This window comes from Streptomyces sp. NPDC005761 (assembly GCF_040630635.1).
Taxonomy (GTDB): domain Bacteria; phylum Actinomycetota; class Actinomycetes; order Streptomycetales; family Streptomycetaceae; genus Streptomyces.
In genome coordinates this window covers 88,361-114,519 of record NZ_JBEXXX010000003.1, presented here as the reverse complement: position 1 = coordinate 114,519, position 26,159 = coordinate 88,361, and the positions used below count along the sequence as shown (strand labels likewise).

Below are 26,159 nucleotides of genomic sequence, written 5' to 3'. Positions count from 1 at the left end.
CGACTCCCATGCGAAGCAAGGCATTCGGCGCCCTGGCGGGCGCCGCGCTGCTCGTCACCCTCACCGCGGGCTGCGGTGGCGGGGCGAGCGCCGACGACAGCGGCACGGTCACGGTGACCGTCGGCTACCAGTCCAGGACGATCAACACGGTCACGGCCGGCACGCTGCTGCGCTCCCTCGGTTACTTCGAGGAGGAGCTGCGCAGCCGCGGCGAGCGGGACGGCGTCACGTACAAGGTGAAGTGGCAGGACTACGCCACCGGCGCCCCCATCACCGCGCAGATGACCGCGGGGAAGATCGACATCGGCTCGATGGGCGACTTCCCGCTGCTGATCAACGCGGCCCGGGGCACCCAGCTGAACCGCCCCACCCGCCTCGTCTCGGTCACCGGCTACAACCTGGCCGGTGGGCTCAACACGGTGGTGACCGCCCGCGACTCGAAACTGGACTCCCTCACCGGCCTGCGCGGCAAGAAGGTCTCCACGAGCGTCGGCTCGGCGGCCGACGGCACGCTCGTCCGCGCTCTCCAGCAGGCCGGACTCGACCCGGAGAAGGACATCCGCAAGCTCAACCAGCAGCCTGCGGTGGGCGCTTCGGCCCTCCAGGCGGGCAGCGCGGACGCCCTCTCGCAGTTCGTCGCCTGGCCCGGCCTGCTGGCGTTCCAGGGCCGCGCGAAGGCGCTGTACGACGGCGCCGAGCTGAACCTGCCGACCTTCCACGGTGTCACGGTCCGCCAGGACTTCGCGAAGAAGCGGCCTCCCGTGGTGGAGGACTTCCTGCGGGCGCAGGGCCGTGCGACGGAGTATCTGCACGCACACCCGGTGGCGGCCTCCGAGTCGGTCGCGAAGGCCACCGGCCTGCCGGCCGAGGTCGTCCACCTCTACAACGGCGCCCAGGGCATCGCCACGTTCGACACCACGCTGAAGCCCGCACTGATCGCGGCGCTGAAGAAGGACGTCCCGGTACTGCGTTCGGCCGAGCTCGTCGGCGACGTCGACGTGGACGCCTTCGTCGACGACAGCTACCTCAGGCGGGTGTACGGATCCGGCTACGCCAAGGCCCTCGCCGCCGGCCCGCCCGCCCGGCGCGGGGGTGAGGTGTGGCTGAAGGCCGAGGACACCACGACGGCGTTCGCCACCCCCGCCGAAGTGCTGCGGTACGTGGCCACGCACCGCGACGCGGTCCGGACGGCGTACGTCCCCGACGCGTCGACCGGCACCCTCTGGTTCGCGGACCGGGCGGTGTGGGTCTCGGACGGTGACGCGCTGCGGCCCTACGTCACCGGGTCCGCCGCCCGCGCCGACGTGAAGGCCCACCCCGGCGCCCGAACGGTCCCGTACGCCACCGCGCTCGCCCTGGCCCGGGGCGCGTCATGAGGGGCCGGTGGTCCCTCGTGCGACGTACGCTCTCGCTGGCCGCGGCGCTCGGTCTGTGGCAGGCGCTGACCGCCTACGACATCAATCTGTGGCTGCGCTTCGAGCAGTTCCCCACGGTCACGGAGGTGGCCCGGGCCTACGCGGACCGGATCACGGGCGACGCGTACTGGCAGGACCTCACCGACAGCCTGACCAGGATCGTCACCGGGTTCGCGCTGGCCGCCGTCCTCGGCGTCACCGTCGGCACGGCCGTCGCCCGCTCGCGGCTCGCCGCCGATCTCCTCGGCCCGGTCCTCGAGGTGCTGCGTCCGGTCCCGGCGATCGCGCTCGTCCCGGTCGCGATCCTGCTCTTCCCCAGCAACGAGCAGGGCATCGTCTTCATCACCTGCACCGCGGCGTTCTTCCCCGTCATGGTCTCCACCCGGCACGCGGTGCGGGCCCTGACGCCGGTGTGGGAGGAGGCCGTCCTGACGATGGGCGGCGGCCGGTGGCGCGTCCTGTGGTCCGTCGTGCTGCCCGGGGCGCTCCCCGGCATCCTCGGCGGGCTGTCCGTCGGCATCGGCGTCTCATGGATCTGCGTCATCTCGGCCGAGATGATCTCCGGCGAGTACGGCGTCGGCTACCGCACCTGGCAGGACTACACGGTCGTCGACTATCCGGGCGTCTTCGTCGGCATGGCCACCATCGGTCTGCTCGGCTGGCTGACCTCGACGGCGGTGGAACTGCTGGGCCGCAGGCTGACCCGTTGGCTGCCCCGTACGGAGAACCGTCCGGTCGCCCCGGCACGCCGCGGGCCCGCCCCGGCGGCGACCGCCGCCCCCTCGGTCCGTACGGCACAGGAACGGGTTCGATCATGACCACCACCCCCCGCGGACTCCACCTCACCCTGCGCGGCGCCACGCTGGGCCGGGCCGGTGCGCCCGTCCTGGACGGGATCGACCTCGACATCGTCCCCGGCGAGATCCTCACCGTCGTCGGCCCGTCCGGCTGCGGGAAGTCGACGCTGCTGCGCACCCTGGCGGGGCTGCTGCCGGCACTCGGCGGCGAGGTGAGCGAGGACGGCGAACCCGTCACCGCGCCCCGCGCCGAACGGGCCCTCGTCTTCCAGGACGACGCGCTGCTGCCCTGGCGCACCCTCCGCGCCAACGTCGAACTGCCCCTGGCCATCCAAGGGGTGGCCCGCGCCGAACGACGGGAGCGGGCCGGGGACTGGCTGGCCCGGGTCGGCCTCGCCGAGCACGCCGCCAAGCTCCCGCACCGGATCTCCGGCGGCCAGCGCCAGCGCGTGCAACTCGCGCGTGCCCTGGCGGCCGGGCCCCGCGCCGTCCTGATGGACGAGCCGTTCGGCGCCCTCGACGCCCAGACCAGGGCCGGAATGCAGCAGCTGCTCGTCGACGTGCTCCGGGGCACCGGCGCCACGGTCGTCTTCGTCACGCACGACGTGGACGAGGCACTGTTCCTCGGTGACCGCGTGGCGCTGCTCTCCACGGGCCGGGTGCTGCCCGTCCCGCGCCCGCGCGAACGCGCCGCCCACGCCGATCCGGCGACGGTCGCGCTGCGCCGCGAGGTCCTGGAATCCCTCACCCCCGCCCCTGAACCCCCTTCCTCCGAAAGGCATCCCCGTGCAGATCCCCGCCCTCGCCGACGCCGAGGAACTCTCCTGCGACGTGCTGGTCGTCGGCGGCGGCACGGCCGGCACGATGGCGGCCCTCACCGCAGCCGAGCACGGCGCCTCGGTCCTCCTCCTCGAGAAGGCGCACGTCCGCCACTCCGGTGCGCTCGCCATGGGCATGGACGGCGTGAACAACGCCGTGATCCCCGGCCGCGCCGAACCCGACGACTACGTCGCCGAGATCACCCGCGCCAACGACGGCATCGTCGACCAGTCCACCGTCCGCCGGACCGCGACGCGCGGCTTCGCGATGGTGCAGCGGCTGGAGTCGTACGGGGTGAAGTTCGAGAAGGACGAGCACGGCGAGTACGCGGTGCGCCAGGTGCACCGCTCCGGCTCGTACGTCCTGCCGATGCCCGAGGGCAAGGACGTGAAGAAGGTCCTCTACCGGCAGCTGCGCCGCCGCGAGATGCGCGAGCGCATCCGGATCGAGAACCGTGTCATGCCCGTGCGCATCCTCACCGGCGACGACGGCCGGGCCATCGGCGCGGCCGGCTTCAACACCCGGACGGGACAGTTCGTCACGGTGCGGGCAGGCGCCGTCATCCTCGCCACCGGGCCGTGCGGGCGGCTCGGACTTCCGGCCTCCGGTTACTTGTACGGGACGTACGAGAACCCCACCAACGCCGGTGACGGCTATGCCATGGCGTACCACGCGGGGGCCGAACTGACCGGCATCGAGTGCTTCCAGATCAACCCGCTGATCAAGGACTACAACGGCCCGGCGTGCGCGTACGTGGCCAATCCCTTCGGCGGCTACCAGGTGAACCGGCACGGCGAACGCTTCGTGGACTCCGACTACTGGTCCGGGCAGATGATGGCCGAGTTCGCGGCCGAGGTGGCCTCCGACCGCGGCCCGGTGTACCTGAAGCTGAGCCATCTGCCGGAGGAGTCCGTCAGCGCGCTGGAGTCGATCCTGCACACCACCGAGCGGCCCACCCGCGGCACGTTCCACGCGGGGCGCGGACACGACTACCGCACCCATGACATCGAGATGCACATCTCGGAGATCGGACTGTGCGGCGGGCACTCGGCCTCCGGCGTCCGGGTGGACGACCATGCCCGCACCACCGTGGACCGGCTCTACGCGGCCGGGGACCTGGCCTGCGTGCCGCACAACTACATGATCGGCGCGTTCGTCTTCGGTGACCTGGCGGGCGAGGACGCGGCCCGGTTCACGGCGTACGAGGGCGAGTTGCCGGCCGAGCAGGTGCTGGCGGCCCACGAGCTGGTCTACCGGCCGCTGCGCAACCCGGACGGGCCGCCGCAGCCGCAGGTCGAGTACAAGCTGCGCCGCTTCGTGAACGACTACGTGGCACCGCCCAAGTCCGGTGCCCGGCTCTCCATCGCCCTGGAGTCGTTCGAGCGGATGCGCACGGACCTCGCGGAGATGGGCGCGAAGACCCCGCACGAACTGATGCGGTGCGCCGAGGTGTCGTTCATCCGGGACTGCGCGGAGATGGCGGCCCGCTCCTCGCTGGCCCGCACGGAGTCCCGCTGGGGCCTCTACCACGAGCGCACGGACCATCCGGAGCGCGACGACGCGGACTGGTTCCACCACCTGGACCTGTACAAGTCGGCCTCCGGGGCGATGGAGTTCACGGCCCGGCCGGTGGCGCCCTACCTGGTCCCGGTGGAGGGTTTCGACCCGGTCGGGGGGCCGGTACGGCGGATCGGGGAGGTGGAGCCGGAGGGGGTGGGTACGGCGGGCCCGCGGGACGCGGCGCCGGTGTCCGGCTCCGCGCGCACGGCGTCGCCTTCGCCCACCGTGGCCGACGCCGTCCCCTCCACCTCGCCGCGCATCCTGGAGCTGCTTGCGCTCAACGAGGGCGAACCCGAGCTGGCGGCCCTCACGCCCTACCTGACCGACTCCGACCCTGCCGTCCGCCGGGCTGCCGTCGCCGCGCTCACCGAGTCGACCCCGCCGGGCGCGGGCCCCGCGCTGGCCACCGCGCTCGCCGATCCGGCCCGGGCCGTCCGCGCGGCCGTCGCCGCGTCCCTGCGGGAGCTGGTCGAGGTGCTGGAGCCCTCGCCGGCCCTCCGCGCGCCTCTGGTCACCGCTCTCTCCTCGGCCGACCCGGTGGTCCGTGCCGCCTCCCTGGACACCCTGCGCGCACTGCGTCTCGGTGACGCGGAGCTGTACGCCCGCACGCTCACCGACCCGGATCTCCCTGTGCGGGTCGAGACCGTCAGGGCCCTGGTGTCCGTGGACGCGGTGGACGGGCTCGTCCGGGCGGCCGCCGACCCTGCCCGGGAGGTGCGCGTCGCGGTGGCGAAGGGCCTCGCCGCCGTCCGCTTCCCCGCGCCGGGGCCGCTCGGGCCGCTGCTGGACGACCGGGACGTGCTGGTGCGGGCGGCGGCGCTGGCAGCCCTCGCTGGGACGGGGTGCCCGCCCGCGTACGCCGAGCGGGCGGTGGCGGCGCTTGCGGACCCGGCCTGGCAGGTGCGCGCGGGCGCGGCGACGGCGCTGTCCTCGGCGGACCCGGAGGGGGCGACCGGCCCGCTGGCCGGTGCGCTGGACGACCCGAACGCCGATGTGCGCAAGGCGGCGGTGCTGGCGCTGCTGCGTCACCCGGGCGACGCCGCGGCGCGGGAGGCCCTGGCGGGGGCGGTGGCGGACCGGGACGCGGATGTGCGGGCGTACGCGGGGCGGGGGGTGGGGGTCAGCGACGCATGAAGCGATCACACGTTCGAGGGAGCCTCATCCGGTTCCCCGCGAGCAGCGTGCTGCTCGCGATCGAGGTCGTGTCCGACGAGACCGTCAGCCGTGACCGGGAGACCAAGCCGTGAAGTACGCGCGGGCGAAGATCCCGCACTACTGGCGGGTGGAGAATCAGGACGGCCGCGCGGTCGTGTACGTCTTCGAGCTGGAGCCGGCGACCGGGGCCTACACCTCCACCGGGATCTTCCACGACCGCATGAAGGTGTCAGCGCCCTTCACCGTCGACCTCGACCTGACCGCGATCGTCTCGCGCCCCCGGGCGCCGGCCTCCGAGTAGACCGCCCGCCGCACCCCGGGCCCCGTCTCACTCGTACTCCGGCGGCTCCTCGTCCCAGCCGAACTCCGGATCGGCCGCCGGATCGGACGTCCGGGCCGGGGCTGGAGCCGAGGCCGGGGCACGGACAGCTGACTGGGCCGGAGCCGCTGCCGGGGCAGCCGGCTGGGCCGGGGCCGAGGCAGCCGCCGGAGCCGCAGGCGGGTCCGAGGCAACCGCCGGGGCCGGTTCCACGTCGCCGAGGGACGCCAGCACCTCCAGCACCCCTTCCCCGTACGTCGCCAGCTTCTTCTCGCCCAGCCCGCTGATTCCACCCAGCTCACCGAGCGACGACGGACGCAGGGTCGCGATCTCGCGCAGCGTGGCGTCGTGGAAGATCACGTACGCCGGGAGGCCCAGCTCCTTGGCCTGGGCGCCGCGCCAGGCGCGCAGCGCCTCGAAGACCGGCAGCGCCTCCGGCGGGAGTTCGGCGGCGGCCGCCGAGGACTTGGCCTTCCGCTCGCCCTTCGAGGAGGAGCGGGACGCCGTGGGCTTCTTCGGCTCCTTGCGGAGCAGCACCTCGCGCTCCCTCCCGAGGACGGCACCGCTCTCCTCCGTCAGCACCACCGTGCCGTACTCGCCCTCGACGGCGAGCAGGCCCTGCGCCAGCAACTGCCGGACCACGCCCCGCCATTCCGCCTCGGCAAGCTCCTCGCCGATACCGAACACCGAGAGCTGGTCGTGGTCGAACTGGATGACCTTCGCGGTCTTGCGGCCGAGCAGGATGTCGATGATCTGTCCCGCGCCGAACTTCTGCCCGCGCTCCCGCTTCAGCCGCACCACCGTGGACAGCAGCTTCTGGGAGACCACCGTGCCGTCCCAGGTCTCGGGAGGGCTCAGGCAGGTGTCGCAGTTTCCGCAGGCGGACTCCGTGGGGTCCTGGCCGAAGTACGTCAGCAGCTGGGCCCTGCGGCATTCCACGGTCTCGCAGAGCGCCAGCATGGCGTCCAGGTGCGCGGCCGCCCGGCGGCGGAACGCCTCGTCGCCCTCACCGCCCTGGATGAGCTTGCGCTGCTGGACGACGTCCTGGAGTCCGTACGCCATCCAGGCCGTGGAAGGGGCTCCGTCACGGCCGGCCCGGCCGGTCTCCTGGTAGTAGCCCTCGACGGATTTGGGCAGGTCGAGGTGGGCGACGAAGCGCACGTCCGGCTTGTCGATGCCCATGCCGAAGGCGATCGTCGCGACGACGACGAGGCCCTCCTCGCGCAGGAAGCGGGACTGGTGGACCGCGCGGGTCCCGGCGTCCAGACCCGCGTGGTACGGGACGGCCTCGATGCCGTTGCGGCAGAGGTACTCGGCGGTCTTCTCCGTGGAATTGCGCGAGAGACAGTAGACGATGCCCGCGTCCCCCGCGTGCTCCTCCTTGAGGAACGTCAGCAGCTGCTTCTTCGGGTCGGACTTCCCCACGATGCGGTACTGGATGTTGGGCCGGTCGAAGCTCGCCACGAAGTGCTTGGCGTCGGGCATGCCCAGGCGCTGGGTGATCTCCCGGTGCGTGGCGTCGGTCGCCGTGGCCGTCAGGGCGATGCGCGGGACGTCGGGCCAGCGCTCGCCCAGCACCGACAGGGCCAGGTAGTCGGGCCGGAAGTCGTGGCCCCACTGGGCGACGCAGTGCGCCTCGTCGATCGCGAAGACGGAGATCTCACCGCGGGAGAGCAGGCCGAGCGTGGAGTCCAGGCGGAGGCGTTCAGGAGCCAGGTAGAGCAGGTCCAGCTCGCCGGCGACGAACTGGGCCTCCATCGAGCGGCGCTCGTCGAAGTCCTGCGTGGAGTTGATGAATCCGGCCCGCACGCCGAGCGCCCGCAGTGCGTCCACCTGGTCCTGCATCAGGGCGATCAGCGGGGAGATGACGATGCCCGTGCCCCGTCTGACCAGGGCGGGGATCTGGTAGCAGAGGGACTTGCCACCGCCGGTCGGCATGAGCACGACGGCGTCGCCGCCCGCCACCACGTGGTCGACGACCGCTTCCTGCTCACCGCGGAACGTCTCGTATCCGAAGACCCGGTGGAGCGTCCGCTGCGCATCGCTCTCGGTCACGTCCGTGGTCATGTCCGTCACGCCTGTCCCGCCCGTCCTGCTCATCGCTCTGTTCCCCCGACGGCTGTCCCGTTCTGTCCCTGCGCTCTCCCCTGCCACGATAGGCGCCGCCTACGACAACGCCGGACGGGCTCGACTTCCAAGCCCGTCCGGCGCTGTCCCAGCAGTGGTGCGTCCCGCTACCTCACGAACACTCCCGCCTGGCTCGCCAGGTCCAGGAAGTACTGCGGGGCCAGGCCCAGCACCAGTGTGACGGCGACGCCGACCGCGATCGTGGTCATCGTCAGCGGCGACGGCACGGCGACCGTGGGGCCGTCCGCCTTCGGCTCGCTGAAGAACATCAGCACGATGACCCGGATGTAGAAGAAGGCGGCGATCGCCGAGGAGATCACACCGACGACGACCAGTCCGCTCGCACCGCCCTCCGCCGCGGCCTTGAACACCGCGAACTTCCCGGAGAAGCCCGAGGTGAGCGGGATACCGGCGAACGCCAGCAGGAACACCGCGAAGACCGCGGCGACCAGCGGGGAGCGCCGGCCGAGCCCGGCCCACTTCGACAGGTGCGTCGCCTCGCCGCCCGCGTCGCGCACCAGGGTGACGACGGCGAAGGCGCCGACCGTCACGAAGGAGTACGTGGCCAGGTAGAAGAGCACCGAGGAGATGCCCTGCGGGGTGGCCGCGATGACACCGGCGAGGATGAATCCGGCGTGCGCGATCGAGGAGTAGGCCAGCAGTCGCTTGATGTCGGTCTGGGTGATGGCGACGACCGCGCCGCCCACCATCGTGACGATCGCGATGCCCCACATGACCGGGCGCAGGTCCCAGTTGAGGCCCGGCAGCACCACGTACAGCAGGCGCAGCAGCGCACCGAACGCGGCGACCTTCGTGGCCGCGGCCATGAAGCCGGTGACCGGGGTCGGGGCGCCCTGGTAGACGTCCGGGGTCCACATGTGGAACGGGACGGCACCGACCTTGAAGAGCAGACCGGTCAGGATCATCGCGCCGCCGATCAGCAGCAGCACGTCGTTGCCCATGGTGTCGGCGAGCGCCGGATCGATCTGCTGGATGGAGCCGTCGACGACGGTGGCGATCTCGGCGTACGAGACGGAGCCCGCGTACCCGTAGAGGAGGGCGATCCCGAAGAGCAGGAACGCCGAGGAGAAGGCGCCGAGCAGGAAGTACTTCACCGCTGCCTCCTGCGACATCAGCCGCTTGCGGCGGGCGACGGCGCACAGGAGGTAGAGCGGGAGCGAGAAGACTTCCAGGGCCACGAAGAGCGTCAGCAGGTCGTTGGCCGCCGGGAAGACCAGCATGCCCGCCACCGCGAAGAGGAGCAGCGGGAAGACCTCGGTGGTGGTGAACCCGGCCTTGACCGCGGCCTTCTCGCTGTCGCTGCCGGGGACCGAGGCGGCCTGCGCGGCGAACGAGTCGACGCGGCTTCCGTGCGACTCGGGGTCGAGCCGCCGCTCGGCGAAGGTGAAGACGGCGACCAGGGACGTCAGCAGGATCGTGCCCTGGAGGAACAGGGCGGGCCCGTCGACGGCGATGGCGCCCATCGCGGCGATGTGTGCCTTGGTCGTGCCGTATCCGGCGGCCGCCAGGCCGATCACCGCGGCGAACGCGGCGACCAGTGCGGCGACGGTCAGGAACACCTGCGTGTAGTAGCGGGCCCGGCGCGGCACGAAGGCCTCGACGAGCACGCCCAGGACGGCGACGCCGATCACGATCAGGACCGGCGTCAGCTGGGTGTACTCGATGACGGGCGCCTTGAACTTCTGGTCCGGGGCGGCCGATGTCACCCCGCCCGCCGTCATCCACAGGCTGTGGACAGCTGTTGCGCTCACTTGGCGGCCTCCACCTCGGGCTGGGGGTCCTTCTTCTGTACGTCCGACATGGTGTGCTGCACCGCCGGATTGACGATCTCCGTCAGCGGCTTCGGATAGACGCCCAGGAAGATCAGCAGAGCGATCAGCGGGACGACCACCACCAGCTCACGGACCTTGAGGTCCGCCATGCCCTGGACCTCGGCCTTGACCGGCCCCGTCATCGTCCGCTGGTAGAGGACGAGGACGTAGATCGCGGCGAGCACGATGCCGGTGGTGGCGATGATGCCGACCGCCGGATACGCGGCGAACGCGCCGACCAGGACGAGGAACTCACTGACGAACGGGGCGAGCCCCGGCAGTGACAGTGTGGCCAGGCCACCGATCAGAAAGGTGCCGGCCAGGACCGGGGCCACCTTCTGCACTCCGCCGTAGTCGGCGATGAGCCGCGATCCGCGCCGGGTGATCAGGAAGCCGGCCACCAGCATCAGCGCGGCGGTCGAGATGCCGTGGTTGACCATGTAGAGCGTCGCGCCCGACTGGCCCTGGCTGGTCATCGCGAAGATGCCCAGGATGATGAAGCCGAAGTGCGAGATGGACGCGTAGGCGATCAGTCGCTTGATGTCGCGCTGACCGACGGCGAGCAGCGCCCCGTAGATGATGCTGATCAGCGCCAGCACCAGGACGACCGGCGTCGCCCACTTGCTGGCCTCCGGGAAGAGCTGGAGGCAGAAGCGCAGCATCGCGAAGGTGCCGACCTTGTCGACGACCGCGGTGATCAGCACGGCGACCGGGGTGGTCGCCTCACCCATGGCGTTGGGCAGCCAGGTGTGCAGCGGCCACAGCGGGGCCTTCACCGCGAAGGCGAAGAAGAACCCGAGGAAGAGCCAGCGCTCCGTGCTCGTCGCCATGGACAGCGAGCCGTCGGCCCGGGCCGCGGCGATCTCGGAGAGCGAGAACGTCCCCGCGACCACGTACAGCCCGATCACGGCGGCCAGCATGATGAGTCCGCCGACGAGGTTGTAGAGGAGGAACTTCACCGCGGCGTAGGAACGTTGGGCTGCCGCGTTCTCGTCGCTCCCGGAGTGGGCCCGGTCCCCGAAGCCGCCGATGAGGAAGTACATCGGAATGAGCATGGCTTCGAACAGGATGTAGAAGAGGAAGACGTCGGTGGCCACGAAGGAGAGGACCACCATCGCTTCCACCATCAGGATCAGGGCGAAGAAGCCCTGAGTGGGGCGCCAGCGCGAGGAGTTCGTCTCCAGGGGGTCGGCGTCGTGCCAGCCGGCCAGGATGACGAAGGGGATCAGCAGGGCGGTGAGCGCCATGAGCGCCAGCCCGATGCCGTCCACGCCCAGCTCGTACCGCACGCCGAAGTCCGCGATCCAGGCGTGCGATTCGGTGAGCTGGTAACGGCTGCCGCCGGGCTCGAAGCGGGCGAGCGCGATGCCCGCCAGGACGAGGGTGCCCAGCGAGAAGGCGAGTGCCAGCCATTTGGCGGCGGTGCGCCGGGCTGCCGGGACGGCGGCGGTGGCGACCGCGCCGATCGCCGGGAGCGCCGCCGTCGCTGTCAGGAGGGGAAAGGACATGTGATCAGACCGCCCTCATCAGCAGGGTCGCGGCGATGAGAACCGCCGTACCGCCGAACATCGAGACCGCGTAGGTGCGGGCGTAGCCGTTCTGCAGTTTGCGCAGCCGGCCCGAGAGCCCGCCCATGGAGGCGGCCGTGCCGTTGACGACGCCGTCGACCAGGGAGTGGTCGACGTAGACCAGGGAGCGGGTGAGGTGCTCGCCGCCGCGGACCAGGACCACGTGGTTGAAGTCGTCCTGGAGGAGGTCGCGGCGGGCCGCCCGGGTGAGCAGCGAGCCGCGCGGGGCGACCGCGGGCACCGGCCTGCGTCCGTACATCGCCCAGGCGATCCCGACACCGATGACGAGCACCACCATGGTGGCGGCCGTGACGGTGGTCGCACTGACCGGGGCGTCCCCGTGCTCGTGGCCGGTGACGGGCTCCAGCCAGTGCAGGAAGCGGTCGCCGATGGAGAAGAACCCACCGGCGAGGACCGAGCCGAACGCCAGGATGATCATGGGGATCGTCATCGACTTCGGGGACTCGTGCGGATGCGGGTCGTGGCCCTCCGCGTCGGGCTGCCAGCGCTTCTCGCCGAAGAAGGTCATCAGCATCACGCGCGTCATGTAGAACGCGGTGATCGCGGCACCCAGCAGCGTGACCGCGCCGAGGATCCAGCCCTCGGTGCCGCCCTTGGCGAACGCCGCCTCGATGATCTTGTCCTTGGAGAAGAAGCCGGACAGGCCGGGGAAGCCGATGATCGCGAGGTAGCCGAGACCGAAGGTGACGAAGGTGACCGGCATGAACTTCCGCAGGCCGCCGTACCTCCGCATGTCGACCTCGTCGTTCATGCCGTGCATGACCGAACCGGCGCCGAGGAAGAGCCCGGCCTTGAAGAAGCCGTGCGTCACGAGGTGCATGATCGCGAAGACGTAGCCGATGGGGCCGAGCCCGGCGGCCAGGATCATGTAGCCGATCTGCGACATCGTCGACCCGGCGAGGGCCTTCTTGATGTCGTCCTTCGCGCAACCGACGATGGCCCCGAAGAGCAGCGTGACCGCTCCGACGACCACGACGACCAGTTGCGCGTCGGGCGCGCCGTTGAAGATCGCGCCGGAGCGGACGATCAGGTAGACGCCCGCGGTGACCATGGTGGCGGCGTGGATCAGGGCCGAGACCGGGGTCGGGCCCTCCATCGCGTCACCGAGCCAGGACTGCAGCGGCACCTGGGCGGACTTGCCGCAGGCGGCGAGGAGCAGCATCAGGCCGATAGCCGTCAGCTTGCCCTCGCTCGTCTCGCCGGTCGCTTCGAGGACAGGGCCGAAGGCGAAGGTGCCGAAGGTGGTGAACATCAGCATGATCGCGATCGACAGGCCCATGTCGCCGACCCGGTTGACCAGGAAGGCCTTCTTGGCGGCTGTCGCCGCGCTGGGCTTGTGCTGCCAGAAGCCGATGAGCAGGTACGACGCCAGACCGACGCCCTCCCACCCGACGTACAGCAAAAGGTAGTTGTCGGCGATGACCAGGATCAGCATCGCCGCGACGAACAGGTTCAGATAGCCGAAGAAGCGGCGCCGGCGCTCGTCGTGCTCCATGTAGCCGATCGAGTAGATGTGGATCAGCGTGCCCACACTCGTGATCAGCAGCACGAAGGTCATCGACAGCTGGTCGAGCTGGAAGGCCACATCGGCCTGGAAGCCCTCGACCGGAATCCAGCTGAACAGCTTCTGGTGCAGCGCGCGGTCGTCGGTGCTCTTCCCCAGCATGTCGGCGAAGAGCACCACGGCGACGACGAAGGAGGCACCGGCGAGCGCAGTGCCCAGCCAGTGGCCCACGCGGTCGAGGCGTCGGCCGCCGCAGAGCAGCACCACCGCTCCGAGCAGGGGCGCCGCTACAAGCAGCGCGATCAGGTTCTCCACGATTCAAGCGCCCCTTACAGCTTCATCAGGCTGGCGTCGTCGACCGAGGCCGAATGGCGGGAACGGAACAGCGACACGATGATCGCGAGCCCGACCACGACCTCCGCGGCGGCGACGACCATCGTGAAGAAGGCGATGATCTGGCCGTCGAGATTGCCGTGCATCCGGGAGAAGGTGACGAACGCGAGGTTGCAGGCGTTGAGCATCAGCTCCACGCACATGAACACCACGATCGCGTTCCGCCTGATCAGCACCCCGGCCGCGCCGATGGTGAACAGCAGAGCGGCGAGATAGAGGTAGTTGACCGGATTCACTTGGCGACCTCCTCTTCTTCTGCGGTGTCCCGGCCGAGCCGCTCACCGGAGCGCTGCTCCAGTGCCTTGAGGCCGGCCAGCGACTCGTCGGACACATCGCGCATCTGGCCACGCTTGCGCAGCGTCTGCATGACGGTGAGTTCGGACGGAGTGCCGTCCGGGAGCAGGCCGGCGACGTCCACGGCGTTGTGCCGGGCGTAGACGCCGGGTGCGGGCAGCGGCGGCAGGTGGTTGCTGCGCACGCGGTCCTCGGACATCTCCCGCTGTGTTCTGGCCCGTTCGGTGCGCTCGCGGTGCGTGAGCACCATCGCGCCGACCGTGGCGGTGATCAGCAGGGCGCCCGTGATCTCGAAGGCGAAGACGTACTTGGTGAAGATGAGGCTGGCGAGCCCCTCCACGTTTCCGCCGTGCTCGGCGTTGGCTGCGCCCAGCCCGTTGAAGCTGTTCAGCGAGGCGTTGCCGATTCCTGCGACCAGGAGGACGCCGAAGCCGAGCCCGCATCCCGCGGCCAGCCAGCGCTGGCCCTTGAGGGTCTCCTTCAGCGAGTCCGCCGCCGTGACACCGACGAGCATGACCACGAAGAGGAACAGCATCATGATCGCGCCGGTGTAGACGACGACCTGGACGATGCCGAGGAAGTAGGCACCGTTGGCGAGGTAGAACACCGCCAGGACGATCATGGTCCCGGCGAGGCTCAGGGCACTGTGCACCGCCCTCCTCATCAGTACGGTGGACAGGGCGCCGATCACGGCGACCGTGCCGAGCACCCAGAACTGGAAGGCCTCGCCGGTCGAGGTCTGGGAGGCCGCTGCGGCCAGGCCGTTCATGCGTCCACCTCCTTCGCGGCGCCGTTGCTCTCGTTGTCCCCGTCGTCCGGCTTCTCGCCCTTGGAGACGGCGATCTGGCGCTCCGTACCGGGGGCGGCCTCGGTCACCAGGCCCCGGTAGTAGTCCTGTTCGTCGGTGCCCGGGAAGATCGCGTGCGGGCTGTCGACCATGCCTTCCTCCAGTCCCGCGAGCAGCTCGTCCTTGGTGTAGATGAGGCTCTCGCGGGTGGTGTTGGCGAGCTCGAACTCGTTGGTCATCGTCAGCGCCCGGGTCGGGCAGGCCTCGATGCACAGTCCGCAGAGGATGCAGCGCGCGTAGTTGATCTGGTAGACGCGGCCGTAGCGCTCCCCCGGGGAGTAGCGCTCCTCGTCGGTGTTGTCCGCGCCTTCTACGTAGATCGCGTCCGCCGGGCAGGCCCAGGCGCACAGCTCGCAGCCGACGCACTTCTCCAGTCCGTCCGGGTGGCGGTTGAGCTGGTGCCGGCCATGGAAGCGCGGCGCCGTCACCTTCGGCGTCTCCGGATACTGCTCGGTCAGCCGCTTCTTGAACATGGCCTTGAAGGTCACGCCGAAGCCGGCCACGGGATTCTGGAACTTGTCCTCCGAGGACTCCGAGGACTGCGAAGACCGGGAGGACTGCGAGGACCCGGAAGCCCCCGAGGCCCCCGAGGACGCGGTCGGCCCCGTCGGTCCGGTGGACTTCGCCGGCCTCTTGGACCCCGGCGACTCAGGCAGTTCAGACACCGCCGGCCTCCTTTCCGTCACTCGGATTTTCGTCACTCTGAGTATCCATGCCACCACTGACAACGAGCTCCCGCTCGCGGTGCGGCCTGCGCCGCGGCACGGGCGGCAGGGTCTGTCCGGGCAGCGGAGGCACCGGGAATCCGCCCGCCATCGGGTCGAACGCCGGCTCCGGTTCCGCGTCGGCCGCGGCCTCCCGGCCCTTCTTGTCGCGGAAGATGTCGACCACGAAGGAGATCAGCAGGACCGCGATCACGGCACCGGCCACGTAGAGCAGGATCTTCGAGAAGTCGTAGCCCTCGTTGCGCAGCGCCCGCACGGTGGCGACCATCATCAGCCAGACGACGGAGACCGGGATCAGGACCTTCCAGCCCAGCTTCATCAGCTGGTCGTAGCGGACGCGGGGCAGCGTGCCGCGCAGCCAGATGAAGAAGAACAGCAGCAGCTGGACCTTGAGGACGAACCAGAGCATCGGCCACCAGCCGTGGTTCGCGCCCTCCCAGAAGGTGCTGATCGGCCACGGGGCCCGCCAGCCGCCCAGGAACAGGGTCACGGAGACCGCGGAGACGGTCACCATGTTGACGTACTCGGCGAGCATGAACATCGCGAACTTGATCGACGAGTACTCGGTGTTGAAGCCGCCGACCAGGTCGCCCTCGGACTCCGGCATGTCGAACGGGGCGCGGTTGGTCTCACCGACCATCGTGACGATGTAGATGATGAAGGAGACCGGCAGCAGGATGATGAACCAGCGGTCCTCCTGCGCCTCCACGATCTTCGAGGTCGACATCGACCCGGAGTAGAGGAAGACCGAGGCGAACGCGGCGCCCATCGCGATCTCGTACGAGATCATCTGCGCGCAGGACCGGAGCCCGCCGAGCAGCGGGTACGTCGACCCGGAGGACCAGCCCGCCAGCACGATGCCGTAGATACCGACCGAGGCGACCGCGAGGATGTAGAGCATCGCGATCGGCAGGTCGGTCAGCTGCATCGCCGTACGGTGCCCGAAGATCGAGACCTCGTTGCCGGACGGTCCGAACGGGATGACCGCGATCGCCATGAACGCGGGGATCGCCGCGATGATCGGAGCGAGGACGTAGACGACCTTGTCCGCCCGCTTGACGATGACGTCTTCTTTCAGCATCAGCTTGATGCCGTCGGCGAGGGACTGGAGCATGCCCCAGGGGCCGTGCCGGTTGGGGCCGATGCGCAGCTGCATCCAGGCGACGACCTTGCGCTCCCAGACGATGGAGAAGAGCACGGTCACCATCAGGAACGCGAAGCAGAAGACCGCCTTGATGACGACGAGCCACCACGGGTCGGTGCCGAACATCGACAGGTCCTCGGCGGCGAGCACGGCGCCGTGCGGGGCCGTGGCCAGTTGAGCGAAGGCACTCACGCCCCCACCTCCGGTGTGACGTCGGAAATGCCGGGTGCGGCGGGGCCGATCCGGACCGGACCGCCGGGCTGGACACCGGTGTCGGCCGGGACCCCTCGCCCGACGGAGTTCAGCGGCACCCAGACCACCCGGTCAGGCATCTCGGTGACCTGGAGCGGCAGTCGGACACTGCCCGCCGGGCCGGACACGTCCAGCAGATCGCCGTCCTTGACGCCGGTCTCGGCCGCGGTGGCCGCGGAGAGCCGGGCGACCGCGGCGTGCCGGGTCCCGGCCAGCGCCGTATCGCCCTCCTGGAGCCGTCCCAGGTCGAGGAGCATCCGGTGACCCGCCAGGATGGCCTCGCCGTCGCCGGGCCGGGGCAGCGGCTGGGCGGAGGCGCGCGGGTCGTCCGCGTGCGTGCCCTGCCATCCGCCGAGCCGGTCCAGCTCGCGGCGTACGGACTTCAGGTCCGGCAGCGCGAGGTGGACGTCCAGGGCATCGGCCAGCATGTGCAGCACCCGGGCGTCGCCCGGGGCGAGGTTGCGGGTCATCTGCTCGGGCTTCAGCGCGGCCTCGAACATCCGCGCCCTGCCCTCCCAGTTGAGGAAGGTGCCGGACTTCTCGGCGACCGCGGCCACCGGGAACACCACGTCGGCACGGTCGGTGACCTCGCTGGGCCGGAGCTCCAGGGAGACCAGGAAGCCGACCTGGTCCAGGGCCTCCAGGGCCCGTGCCGGATCCGGCAGGTCATCGGCCTCCACACCGGCGACGAGCAGCGCGCCCAGTTCGCCGGTGGCCGCGGCCTCGATGATCTGGCCGGTGTCGCGGCCGAATCGGGACGGCAGTTCGGCGACGCCCCAGAGCGCCGCCACCTCGTCCCGGGCCCGCGGGTCGGTGGCCGGGCGGCCGCCGGGCAGCAGCGACGGGAGCGCGCCCGCCTCCACCGCGCCGCGCTCGCCGGCCCGGCGCGGGATCCACACCAGGGTGGCCCCGGTCGCGGTCGCCGCCCGTACCGCGGCGGTCAGCCCGCCCGGCACACCGGCCAGCCGCTCACCCACCACGATCAGGGCGCCCGCACCGCGCAGCGCCTCGGCCGCGACGGCACCGTCGCCGTCCAGGCCGACACCGCCCGCGATGGCGTCCAGCCACTCCGTCTCGGTACCGGGGGCGGCCGGCAGCAGCGTGCCGCCCGCCTTCGTCAGACCGCGGGTCGCATGCGAGGCCACGGCGAAGGTGCGCTGTCCGTGCTTACGGTTCGCCTTGCGCAGCCGCAGGAAGACGCCGGGCGCCTCCTCCTCGGACTCGAACCCGACCAGCAGGACGGTCGGGGCCTTCTCCAGAGCGGTGTACGTGACACCCGAGCCGTCCAGGTCGTGGCCGCGGCCGGCGACGCGGGCGGCCAGGAAGTCGGCCTCCTCGCCGCTGTGCACCCGGGCCCGGAAGTCGATGTCGTTGGTGTCCAGGGCGATCCGGGCGAACTTGCTGTACGCGTACGCGTCCTCGACGGTCAGCCGGCCGCCCGTGAGGACACCGGTCCTGCCGCGCGCGGCGGAGAGACCGGCAGCCGCGGCGGCCAGCGCCTCGGGCCAGCTCGCCGGCTCCAGCACGCCCGCCTCGCTCCGGACCAGCGGGGTGGTGAGCCGGTCGCGCTGCTGGGCGTATCGGAAGCCGAAGCGGCCCTTGTCGCAGAGCCACTCCTCGTTGACCTCCGGGTCGTTGGAGGCGAGGCGCCGCATGACCTTGCCGCGCCGGTGGTCGGTGCGGGTGGCGCAGCCCCCGGCACAGTGCTCGCACACCGAGGGGGTCGACACCAGGTCGAAGGGGCGGGAGCGGAAGCGGTACGCCGCCGAGGTCAGCGCCCCGACCGGGCAGATCTGGATGGTGTTGCCGGAGAAGTACGACTCGAACGGGTCGCCCACACCGGTGCCGACCTGCTGGAGCGCGCCGCGCTCGATCAGCTCGATCATCGGGTCGCCCGCCACCTGGTTGGAGAACCGGGTGCAGCGCGCGCAGAGCACACACCGCTCACGGTCCAGCAGCACCTGGGTGGAGATCGGGACGGGCTTCTCGTACGTCCGCTTCTTGCCGTCGAAGCGGGAGGTCGCGTCGCCGTGCGACATCGCCTGGTTCTGGAGCGGGCACTCGCCGCCCTTGTCGCAGACGGGACAGTCCAGCGGATGGTTGATGAGCAGCAGCTCCATCACACCGCGCTGCGCCTTGTCGGCGACCGGCGAGGTGATCTGCGACTTGACGACCATGCCGTCGGTGCAGGTGATGGTGCAGGACGCCATCGGCTTGCGCTGGCCCTCGACCTCGACGATGCACTGGCGGCAGGCGCCGGCCGGGTCGAGGAGCGGGTGGTCGCAGAAGCGCGGGATCTCGATGCCGAGGAGTTCGGCGGCCCGGATGACCAGGGTGCCCTTGGGCACGCTGATCTCGATGCCGTCGATGGTCAGCGTGACCAGGTCCTCGGGCGGGAGCGCCGCCTCGCCGCCCCCGGAGGGCGCACTCGTGGTGACTGTCATGCGTTCACCCCCTGGGATGCGTTCTTGTCGTCGGCCCAGACGGTCGACCTGGCGGGATCGAAGGGGCAGCCCTTGCCGGTGATGTGCTGCTCGTACTCGTCGCGGAAGTACCTCAGCGAGGAGAAGATCGGCGAGGCGGCGCCGTCGCCCAGCGCGCAGAAGGACTTGCCGTTGATGTTGTCGGCGATGTCGTTCAGCTTGTCGAGGTCGGCCATCTGTCCCTTGCCGGCCTCGATGTCGCGGAGCAACTGGACGAGCCAGTACGTGCCCTCGCGGCACGGCGTGCACTTGCCGCAGGACTCGTGGGCGTAGAACTCGGTCCACCGGGTGACGGCGCGCACGACGCAGGTCGTCTCGTCGAAGCACTGGAGTGCCTTGGTGCCGAGCATGGATCCGGCGGCGCCGACGCCCTCGTAGTCGAGGGGCACGTCGAGGTGCTCCTCGGTGAACATGGGGGTGGAGGACCCGCCGGGGGTCCAGAACTTCAGCCGGTGACCGGGGCGCATACCGCCGCTCATGTCGAGGAGCTGGCGCAGGGTGATGCCGAGCGGGGCCTCGTACTGACCGGGCCCTGCGACATGGCCGCTGAGCGAGTACAGCGTGAAGCCCGGGGACTTCTCGCTTCCCATGGACTTGAACCAGTCCTTGCCCTTGTTCAGGATCGCGGGAACCGAGGCGATGGACTCGACGTTGTTCACCACAGTGGGGCAGGCGTACAGACCGGCGACCGCGGGGAAGGGCGGGCGCAGCCGGGGCTGGCCGCGGCGTCCTTCGAGCGAGTCGAGCAGCGCGGTCTCCTCACCGCAGATGTACGCGCCGGCGCCCGCGTGCACGGTGAGTTCCAGATCGAGTCCGGAGCCCATGATGTTCGTACCGAGATAGCCCGCCTCGTACGCCTCGCGGACGGCTTCGTGCAACCGTCGCAGTACGGGGACGACTTCGCCGCGCAGGTAGATGAAGGCGTGCGAGGAGCGGATCGCGTAGCAGGCGATCACGATGCCTTCGATCAGGCTGTGCGGGTTGGCGAAGAGGAGCGGGATGTCCTTGCAGGTCCCGGGCTCCGACTCGTCGGCGTTGACCACCAGGTAGTGCGGCTTTCCGTCGCCCTGCGGGATGAACTGCCACTTCATCCCGGTGGGGAATCCGGCGCCGCCGCGGCCGCGCAGACCGGAGTCCTTGACGTACGCGATGAGGTCGTCCGGGGACATGGCCAGCGCCTTGCGCAGTCCTTCGTACCCCTCGTGGCGGCGGTAGGTCTCCAGGGTCCAGGAATCCGGCTCGTCCCAGAAGGCGGACAGGACAGGCGCGAGGATCTTCTCGGGACTGGTCCCGTTCTTGTCGATTTCGGCGGCCAACGTCATCACTCCCCCTCCTCGGCGGCGGGACCGGCCGGGTGGTCCGGGTCGGACGCCGAGGTCTGCTGCGGTGCGTCGTGGGAGCTGAGGTGTTCGGCGCCCTTCTGCGGTTCGTCGCGCGGCGCCTCGCCGCGCGGGCCCACCACGCGGGGCTGCGGCGTGGTCTCGCCCTTGGCCAGCTTCAGGCCGATGAGCGAGGCGGGGCCGGCACCGCCGGACGCCGCTACGGCGCCGGGGCGCTCGTCGGGGAAGCCGGCCAGGATCCGGGCGGTCTCCTTGTACGAGCACAGCGGGGCGCCGCGGGTCGGCTCGACGGTGCGGCCGGCGATCAGGTCGTCGACGAGCCGCGTCGCGCTCTCGGGCGTCTGGTTGTCGAAGAACTCCCAGTTGACCATCACGACGGGCGCGAAGTCACAGGCCGCGTTGCACTCGATGTGTTCGAGGGTGACCTTGCCGTCCTCGGTCGTCTCGTCGTTGCCGACGCCGAGGTGCTCCTTGAGCCGGTCGAAGATCGCGTCGCCGCCCATCACCGCGCAGAGCGTGTTGGTGCAGACGCCGACCTGGTAGTCGCCGCTGGGCCTGCGCCGGTACATCGTGTAGAAGGTGGCGACCGCCGTGACCTCGGCGGTGGTGAGGCCGAGCACCTCGGCGCAGAACGCCATGCCCGTACGCGAGACGTACCCCTCCTCCGACTGCACGAGGTGCAGCAGGGGCAGCAGCGCGGAGCGGCTGCCGGGGTAGCGGGCGATCACCTCCTTCGCATCCGCTTCGAGCCTGGCGCGCACCTCGGCCGGGTAGGCGGGGGCGGGGAGCTGCGGCATCCCCAGACTGACTTCGCTACGTGCTTCGGTCACCGGTCGACGCCTCCCATCACGGGGTCGATGGATGCGACGGCGACGATGACGTCGGCGACCTGGCCGCCCTCGCACATCGCCGCCATGGCCTGGAGGTTGGTGAAGGACGGGTCACGGAAGTGGACCCGGTACGGGCGCGTGCCACCGTCGGAGACGACGTGCACGCCGAGCTCGCCCTTGGGCGACTCGACCGCGGTGTACGCCTGGCCGGCCGGGACCCGGAAGCCCTCGGTCACCAGCTTGAAGTGGTGGATCAGGGCCTCCATGGAGGTGCCCATGATCTTCTTGATGTGGTCGAGCGAGTTGCCGAGCCCGTCCGGTCCGAGCGCGAGCTGCGCGGGCCAGGCGATCTTCTTGTCGGCGACCATGACCGGTCCCGGCGCGAGCCGGTCGATGCACTGCTCGACGATCCGCAGCGACTGGCGCATCTCCTCCAGGCGGATGAGGAAGCGGCCGTAGGAGTCGCAGCTGTCGGCGGTGGGGACGTCGAACTCGTAGTTCTCGTACCCGCAGTAGGGATCGGTCTTGCGCAGGTCGTGCGGGAGTCCGGCGGAGCGCAGGACCGGTCCGGTGGCGCCGAGCGCCATGCAACCGGTGAGGTCGAGGTAGCCGACGTCCTGCATGCGGGCCTTGAAGATGGGGTTGCCGGTGGCGAGCTTGTCGTACTCCGGCAGGTTCTTCTTCATGGTCTTCACGAACTCGCGCAGCTGGTCGACCGCGCCCGGGGGCAGGTCCTGGGCGAGTCCGCCGGGGCGGACGAACGCGTGGTTCATCCGCAGGCCGGTGATCAGCTCGAAGAGATCGAGAACGAGTTCACGATCGCGGAAGCCGTAGATCATGATCGTCGTGGCGCCGAGCTCCATGCCGCCGGTGGCGATGCACACCAGGTGCGAGGAGATCCGGTTGAGCTCCATCAGCAGCACGCGCAGGACGGTGGCCCGGTCGGGGATCTGGTCCTCGATGCCGAGGAGCTTCTCGACCCCCAGGCAGTACGCCGTCTCGTTGAAGAACGGCGTCAGGTAGTCCATGCGCGTGACGAAGGTGGTGCCCTGCGTCCAGTTCCGGAATTCGAGGTTCTTCTCGATGCCGGTGTGGAGGTAGCCGATCCCGCAGCGGGCCTCGGTGACGGTCTCGCCGTCGATCTCCAGGATCAGCCGGAGCACGCCGTGCGTGGAGGGGTGCTGGGGGCCCATGTTGACGATGATGCGCTCGTCGTCGGACTTGGCCGCCGACTCGACGACCTCGTCCCAGTCTCCGCCGGTGACTGTATATACAGTCCCCTCGGTCGTGGCCCTGGGCGTTGCGTGGGGAGTGGTCATCAGGAGTACGACCTCCGCTGGTCCGGAGCCGGGATCTGGGCGCCCTTGTACTCGACGGCGATGCCGCCGAGCGGGTAGTCCTTGCGCTGCGGGAAGCCCTGCCAGTCGTCCGGCATCATGATCCGGGTGAGGGCGGGGTGCCCGTCGAAGACGAGCCCGAAGAAGTCGTAGGTCTCGCGCTCGTGCCAGTCGTTGGTCGGGTAGACCGGGACGAGGGACGGGATGTGCCGGTCGTCGTCCGGCGCGGACACCTCCAGCCGGACGAGCCGGCCGTGCGTGATCGAGCGCAGGTGGTAGACGGCGTGCAGCTCACGCCCCTTGTCACCGGGGAAGTGGACGCCGCTCACCCCCGTACAGAGCTCGAAGCGCAGTGCCGGGTCGTCGCGCAGGGTCCTGGCGACGGTGGGCAGGTGCTCGCGCGCGATGTGGAAGGTGAGCTCGCCGCGGTCGACGACCGTCTTCTCGATGGCGTTGCCGGGAAGCAGACCCTGTTCCTCCAGGGCCCCTTCGAGCTCGTCGGCCACCTCGTCGAACCAGCCGCCGTACGGGCGCGCGGTGGCGCCCGGCAGGGCGACGGTACGGATGAGCCCGCCGTAGCCGGAGGTGTCGCCGCCGTTGTCGGCGCCGAACATGCCCTTGCGTACGCCGATGACCTCGCCGTGCTCGTCGCGCGGGGTGGGCACGCCGCCCGCGCCGGGCTCCTTCTCGCTCATCGCAGCAGCCCCTTCATCTCGATCAGGGGCAGTGCCTTGAGTGCCGCGTCCTCCGCCTCGCGGGCGGCCTCCTCGGCGTTGACCCCGAGCTTGGAGCCCTGGATCTTCTGGTGCAGCTTGAGGATCGCGTCCATCAGCATCTCGGGCCGCGGCGGGCAGCCCGGCAAATAGATATCAACCGGGACAATATGATCAACACCTTGAACAATGGCGTAATTGTTGAACATTCCGCCTGATGACGCGCAAACGCCCATGGAGATGACCCACTTGGGGTTCGGCATCTGGTCGTAGACCTGCCGCAGGACGGGCGCCATCTTCTGACTGACCCGCCCTGCCACGATCATCAGGTCCGCCTGCCGCGGCGATCCGCGGAAGACCTCCATGCCGAACCGGGCCAGGTCGTAGCGCCCGGCCCCGGTCGTCATCATCTCGATGGCGCAGCAGGCGAGGCCGAAGGTGGCCGGGAAGACGGAGGACTTCCGTACCCAGCCGGCGGCCTGCTCGACAGTGGTCAGCACGAAGCCGCTGGGCAGCTTCTCTTCGAGTCCCATGTGTGCCCCTCAGCCCCTCAGTCCCATTCCAGGCCGCCGCGACGCCATACATACGCGTAGGCGACGAAGACGGTGAGCACGAAGATCAGCATCTCGACGAGCCCGAAGATCCCTAGGGCGTCGAAGGTGACCGCCCAGGGATAGAGGAAGACGATCTCGATGTCGAAGACGATGAAGAGCATCGCCGTCAGGTAGTACTTGATGGGAAAACGGCCGCCTCCGGCTGGAGTCGGGGTGGGTTCGATACCGCACTCGTACGCTTCGAGCTTCGCCCGGTTGTACCGCTTGGGGCCGATAAGCGTGGCACTGACCACGGAGAAGATCGCAAACCCTGCCCCGAGGGCGCCGAGCACGAGGATGGGCGCGTAGGCATTCACGCTCCTCGCTCCTTCCAGTCGTCCTTGACCGTTGGACCGCATCGGGCGACCTGGCTCGCCACCTCACCAAGATCGTGCACATGTGAGGCAGTTCACAAGCCCGACTGCCCCGCATCCTATGCCTGCCGTCCTGTGATCTGCGACACGGGGTACGACAACGTCTTTGTGATCTCCACCACCTGACGAACGATCATGAAGTCGGATGAGCGGTGATCTTCGTACACGAAGCGGCCGAGTGATCACGAGACGTGACATCTGTGGCCGTTACCGCTGGTCAAAGGGGTGTCGCCCTATCAAGCCACGGCACCCGGCGCCAAATTGGCGATGGACGCGATCGGGTGATAAAGGGATCTGCCCCACTCTGGGATCAGGGCGGGGTCACCCTCACGGGGGGCCGCCCGGAGCGAAGTGGACGCATTCCGGCATACGCCCCCTATCGGGCGAACGGCTCGCCGCCCGCCGCCGGTTCGCCGCCATCCGTTCCGAGCCGGCGGGGCACTCCGCGCGCGGGGCGCTCGTATGCCCGTCACGTGGAGACCATGTGGTGACCTGCGTCACTCGTCGGAGGTCGCCGGAGAAGCGGGCTTGGCCAACGGTGTGAACGGATGGTAAGTGACGGGCAATTCGGGCGTATTGCTGATAACCCGTGATCACAGCGGTGATCAGCCATGCCCGGTTTGCCCGTTACGGCGTCAATAAAGGCCCTCAGAAAGCGGATTCACAGATTCCGGACGTAACTGTGTCGCAACACACGTTTCTTGATGGGACCCCTGAGGCCCTGATAGCGCTAGTACCCATGTCCCACACCGCTCTCATACCCAGCCACCGGAAGCCCCGCCGAAACGCCTCGAAGACGGCGCTGCGGGCCGGAGTTGCCGGTGGCGTCCTCAGCACCATCGCGGTCGCAGGCGCTGCCGGTCCGGCCCAGGCCGAGCCGGTGACCCAGACCATCGAGATGCCCACCATCACGGCCGGGCTCTCCACCACCGTCGCGGCGTCCGCCGAGGCCACGCAGCAGGTCGCCCTGGACCTGGAGACGCAGGCCCACGAGGAGGCAGCGGCCACGACCGCCGCCAAGGACGCCAAGAAGGCCAAGGCCGAGGCGGTCCGCAAGGCCGAGGCCAAGAAGAAGGCCGAAGCCGCCGCGAAGGCCAAGGCGGAGGCCGCCGAGCGCGCCTCCCGCGCCGCCGCACGCACGACCCTGAGCGCGGACACCGGCTCCTCCGGCTCCTCCACGACCTCCGCGACGACGTCGTACTCCTCCACCGCCACGGGCTCCGCGGCCTCCGTCGTCGCGTTCGCGCAGGCACAGGTGGGCGACGCCTACGTGTCCGGCGGCACCGGCCCCAACTCCTGGGACTGCTCCGGCCTCGTCCAGGCCGCGTTCCGCTCGGTGGGCGTCGACCTGCCCCGCGTCTCGCAGAGCCAGTCGACCGCCGGCACCCAGGTCTCCCTGAGCAACCTCCAGCCGGGCGACATCCTGTACTGGGGCGGCGCGGGCAGCGCGTACCACGTCGGGATCTACGTGGGCGGCGGCCAGTTCGTCGGTGCGCAGAACTCCTCCACCGGTGTGGTGCAGAAGTCCCTGGACTACGACCCGCCGTCGGGCGCGGTCCGCGTCCTCTGAGTTCACGGATTCACAAGCGCCTCGGCGCACGTCGAAGGGCCGCGGCTCCCCCGCTCGGGAGCTGCGGCCCTTCGCCGTTCCGGCAGGTTCGCGACCTCACCCCCGGCGGCCACGGGTGAGGTCGCGAACCTGCCGGACTCGGTGGCT

The 26,159-nt window shown here is 70.1% G+C and carries 19 protein-coding genes and 2 pseudogenes; 6 read left to right on the top strand and 15 right to left on the bottom strand.

Features of this window, described 5'->3' with window-relative positions; genetic code table 11:
- Positions 1-8: 8 nt before the first annotated feature.
- The 5 genes and pseudogenes from ABZ434_RS04390 to ABZ434_RS04370 form a co-directional block, all read left to right on the top strand.
- Positions 9-1,376: an ABC transporter substrate-binding protein gene (locus ABZ434_RS04390; protein WP_359132006.1), complete on the top strand. Its 1,368-nt coding sequence runs from the start codon at positions 9-11 to the stop codon at positions 1,374-1,376.
- Positions 1,373-2,233: an ABC transporter permease gene (locus ABZ434_RS04385; RefSeq protein ID WP_359132005.1), complete on the top strand. Its 861-nt coding sequence runs from the start codon at positions 1,373-1,375 to the stop codon at positions 2,231-2,233. Before ABZ434_RS04390 ends, ABZ434_RS04385 begins: the two co-directional genes overlap by 4 nt.
- Positions 2,230-2,961, top strand: a pseudogene (locus ABZ434_RS04380) (ABC transporter ATP-binding protein); the annotation flags it as partial. The gene ABZ434_RS04385 and the pseudogene ABZ434_RS04380, both read left to right, overlap by 4 nt.
- A gap of 37 nt (positions 2,962-2,998) precedes the next feature.
- Positions 2,999-5,725 (top strand): fumarate reductase/succinate dehydrogenase flavoprotein subunit, encoded by a 2,727-nt coding sequence (locus ABZ434_RS04375; RefSeq protein WP_359132004.1) that lies wholly within the window; start codon positions 2,999-3,001, stop codon positions 5,723-5,725.
- A 29-nt stretch (positions 5,726-5,754) separates the two neighbouring features.
- Positions 5,755-6,047: pseudogene (locus ABZ434_RS04370) on the top strand (Uma2 family endonuclease); the annotation flags it as partial.
- Positions 6,048-6,074: 27 nt separating this feature from the next.
- Here ABZ434_RS04370 and recQ read toward each other — a convergent pair.
- The 15 genes from recQ to ABZ434_RS04295 all read right to left on the bottom strand — a co-directional run bounded on the left by recQ (position 6,075) and on the right by ABZ434_RS04295 (position 24,385).
- The gene (gene recQ, locus ABZ434_RS04365) at positions 6,075-8,132 is read right to left on the bottom strand and encodes a DNA helicase RecQ (RefSeq protein ID WP_359132003.1); all 2,058 of its coding nucleotides are present in this window, start codon (positions 8,130-8,132) and stop codon (positions 6,075-6,077) included.
- Between the two features lie 167 nt (positions 8,133-8,299).
- Positions 8,300-9,964: an NADH-quinone oxidoreductase subunit NuoN gene (nuoN, locus tag ABZ434_RS04360; RefSeq protein WP_359132002.1), complete on the bottom strand. Its 1,665-nt coding sequence runs from the start codon at positions 9,962-9,964 to the stop codon at positions 8,300-8,302.
- Complete coding sequence (locus tag ABZ434_RS04355; protein ID WP_359132000.1) at positions 9,961-11,532, bottom strand: NADH-quinone oxidoreductase subunit M; 1,572 nt, start codon at positions 11,530-11,532, stop codon at positions 9,961-9,963. Before ABZ434_RS04355 ends, nuoN begins: the two co-directional genes overlap by 4 nt.
- Positions 11,533-11,536: 4 nt before the next feature.
- The gene (gene nuoL / locus ABZ434_RS04350; protein WP_359131999.1) at positions 11,537-13,432 is read right to left on the bottom strand and encodes an NADH-quinone oxidoreductase subunit L; all 1,896 of its coding nucleotides are present in this window, start codon (positions 13,430-13,432) and stop codon (positions 11,537-11,539) included.
- Between the two features lie 14 nt (positions 13,433-13,446).
- Positions 13,447-13,746 (bottom strand): NADH-quinone oxidoreductase subunit NuoK, encoded by a 300-nt coding sequence (gene nuoK / locus ABZ434_RS04345; protein WP_018101339.1) that lies wholly within the window; start codon positions 13,744-13,746, stop codon positions 13,447-13,449.
- Entirely contained in the window at positions 13,743-14,573 is an 831-nt protein-coding gene (locus tag ABZ434_RS04340; protein ID WP_359131998.1) for an NADH-quinone oxidoreductase subunit J, read from the bottom strand. The genes nuoK and ABZ434_RS04340 overlap by 4 nt, the downstream gene beginning before the upstream one ends.
- Positions 14,570-15,316 (bottom strand): NADH-quinone oxidoreductase subunit NuoI, encoded by a 747-nt coding sequence (gene nuoI, locus ABZ434_RS04335; protein WP_359131997.1) that lies wholly within the window; start codon positions 15,314-15,316, stop codon positions 14,570-14,572. Before nuoI ends, ABZ434_RS04340 begins: the two co-directional genes overlap by 4 nt.
- Positions 15,309-16,712, bottom strand: a complete 1,404-nt coding sequence (gene nuoH, locus ABZ434_RS04330; protein ID WP_359131996.1) for an NADH-quinone oxidoreductase subunit NuoH — start codon at positions 16,710-16,712, stop codon at positions 15,309-15,311. Before nuoH ends, nuoI begins: the two co-directional genes overlap by 8 nt.
- Positions 16,709-19,216 carry an NADH-quinone oxidoreductase subunit G gene (locus ABZ434_RS04325; RefSeq protein WP_359131994.1) on the bottom strand — a complete coding sequence of 836 codons (2,508 nt, stop codon included), beginning with the start codon at positions 19,214-19,216 and terminating at the stop codon, positions 16,709-16,711. The genes nuoH and ABZ434_RS04325 overlap by 4 nt, the downstream gene beginning before the upstream one ends.
- Positions 19,213-20,580, bottom strand: coding sequence for an NADH-quinone oxidoreductase subunit NuoF (gene nuoF, locus ABZ434_RS04320; protein ID WP_359131993.1), 1,368 nt, complete (start codon positions 20,578-20,580; stop codon positions 19,213-19,215). Before nuoF ends, ABZ434_RS04325 begins: the two co-directional genes overlap by 4 nt.
- Positions 20,577-21,392, bottom strand: a complete 816-nt coding sequence (gene nuoE / locus ABZ434_RS04315; RefSeq protein WP_359132219.1) for an NADH-quinone oxidoreductase subunit NuoE — start codon at positions 21,390-21,392, stop codon at positions 20,577-20,579. Before nuoE ends, nuoF begins: the two co-directional genes overlap by 4 nt.
- Positions 21,393-21,421: 29 nt before the next feature.
- Complete coding sequence (locus ABZ434_RS04310; RefSeq protein WP_350991962.1) at positions 21,422-22,744, bottom strand: NADH-quinone oxidoreductase subunit D; 1,323 nt, start codon at positions 22,742-22,744, stop codon at positions 21,422-21,424.
- Complete coding sequence (locus ABZ434_RS04305) at positions 22,744-23,457, bottom strand: NADH-quinone oxidoreductase subunit C (RefSeq protein ID WP_359131992.1); 714 nt, start codon at positions 23,455-23,457, stop codon at positions 22,744-22,746. The genes ABZ434_RS04310 and ABZ434_RS04305 overlap by 1 nt, the downstream gene beginning before the upstream one ends.
- A complete protein-coding gene (locus ABZ434_RS04300) occupies positions 23,454-24,008 on the bottom strand; it encodes an NADH-quinone oxidoreductase subunit B (protein ID WP_030926341.1) in 555 nt (184 codons plus the stop codon). The genes ABZ434_RS04305 and ABZ434_RS04300 overlap by 4 nt, the downstream gene beginning before the upstream one ends.
- A 17-nt stretch (positions 24,009-24,025) precedes the next feature.
- A complete protein-coding gene (locus ABZ434_RS04295) occupies positions 24,026-24,385 on the bottom strand; it encodes an NADH-quinone oxidoreductase subunit A (RefSeq protein WP_136328529.1) in 360 nt (119 codons plus the stop codon).
- A 796-nt stretch (positions 24,386-25,181) separates the two neighbouring features.
- Between ABZ434_RS04295 and ABZ434_RS04290 the strand changes: the two genes are divergently transcribed.
- A complete protein-coding gene (locus ABZ434_RS04290) occupies positions 25,182-26,012 on the top strand; it encodes a C40 family peptidase (RefSeq protein ID WP_359131990.1) in 831 nt (276 codons plus the stop codon).
- Positions 26,013-26,159 lie beyond the last annotated feature (147 nt).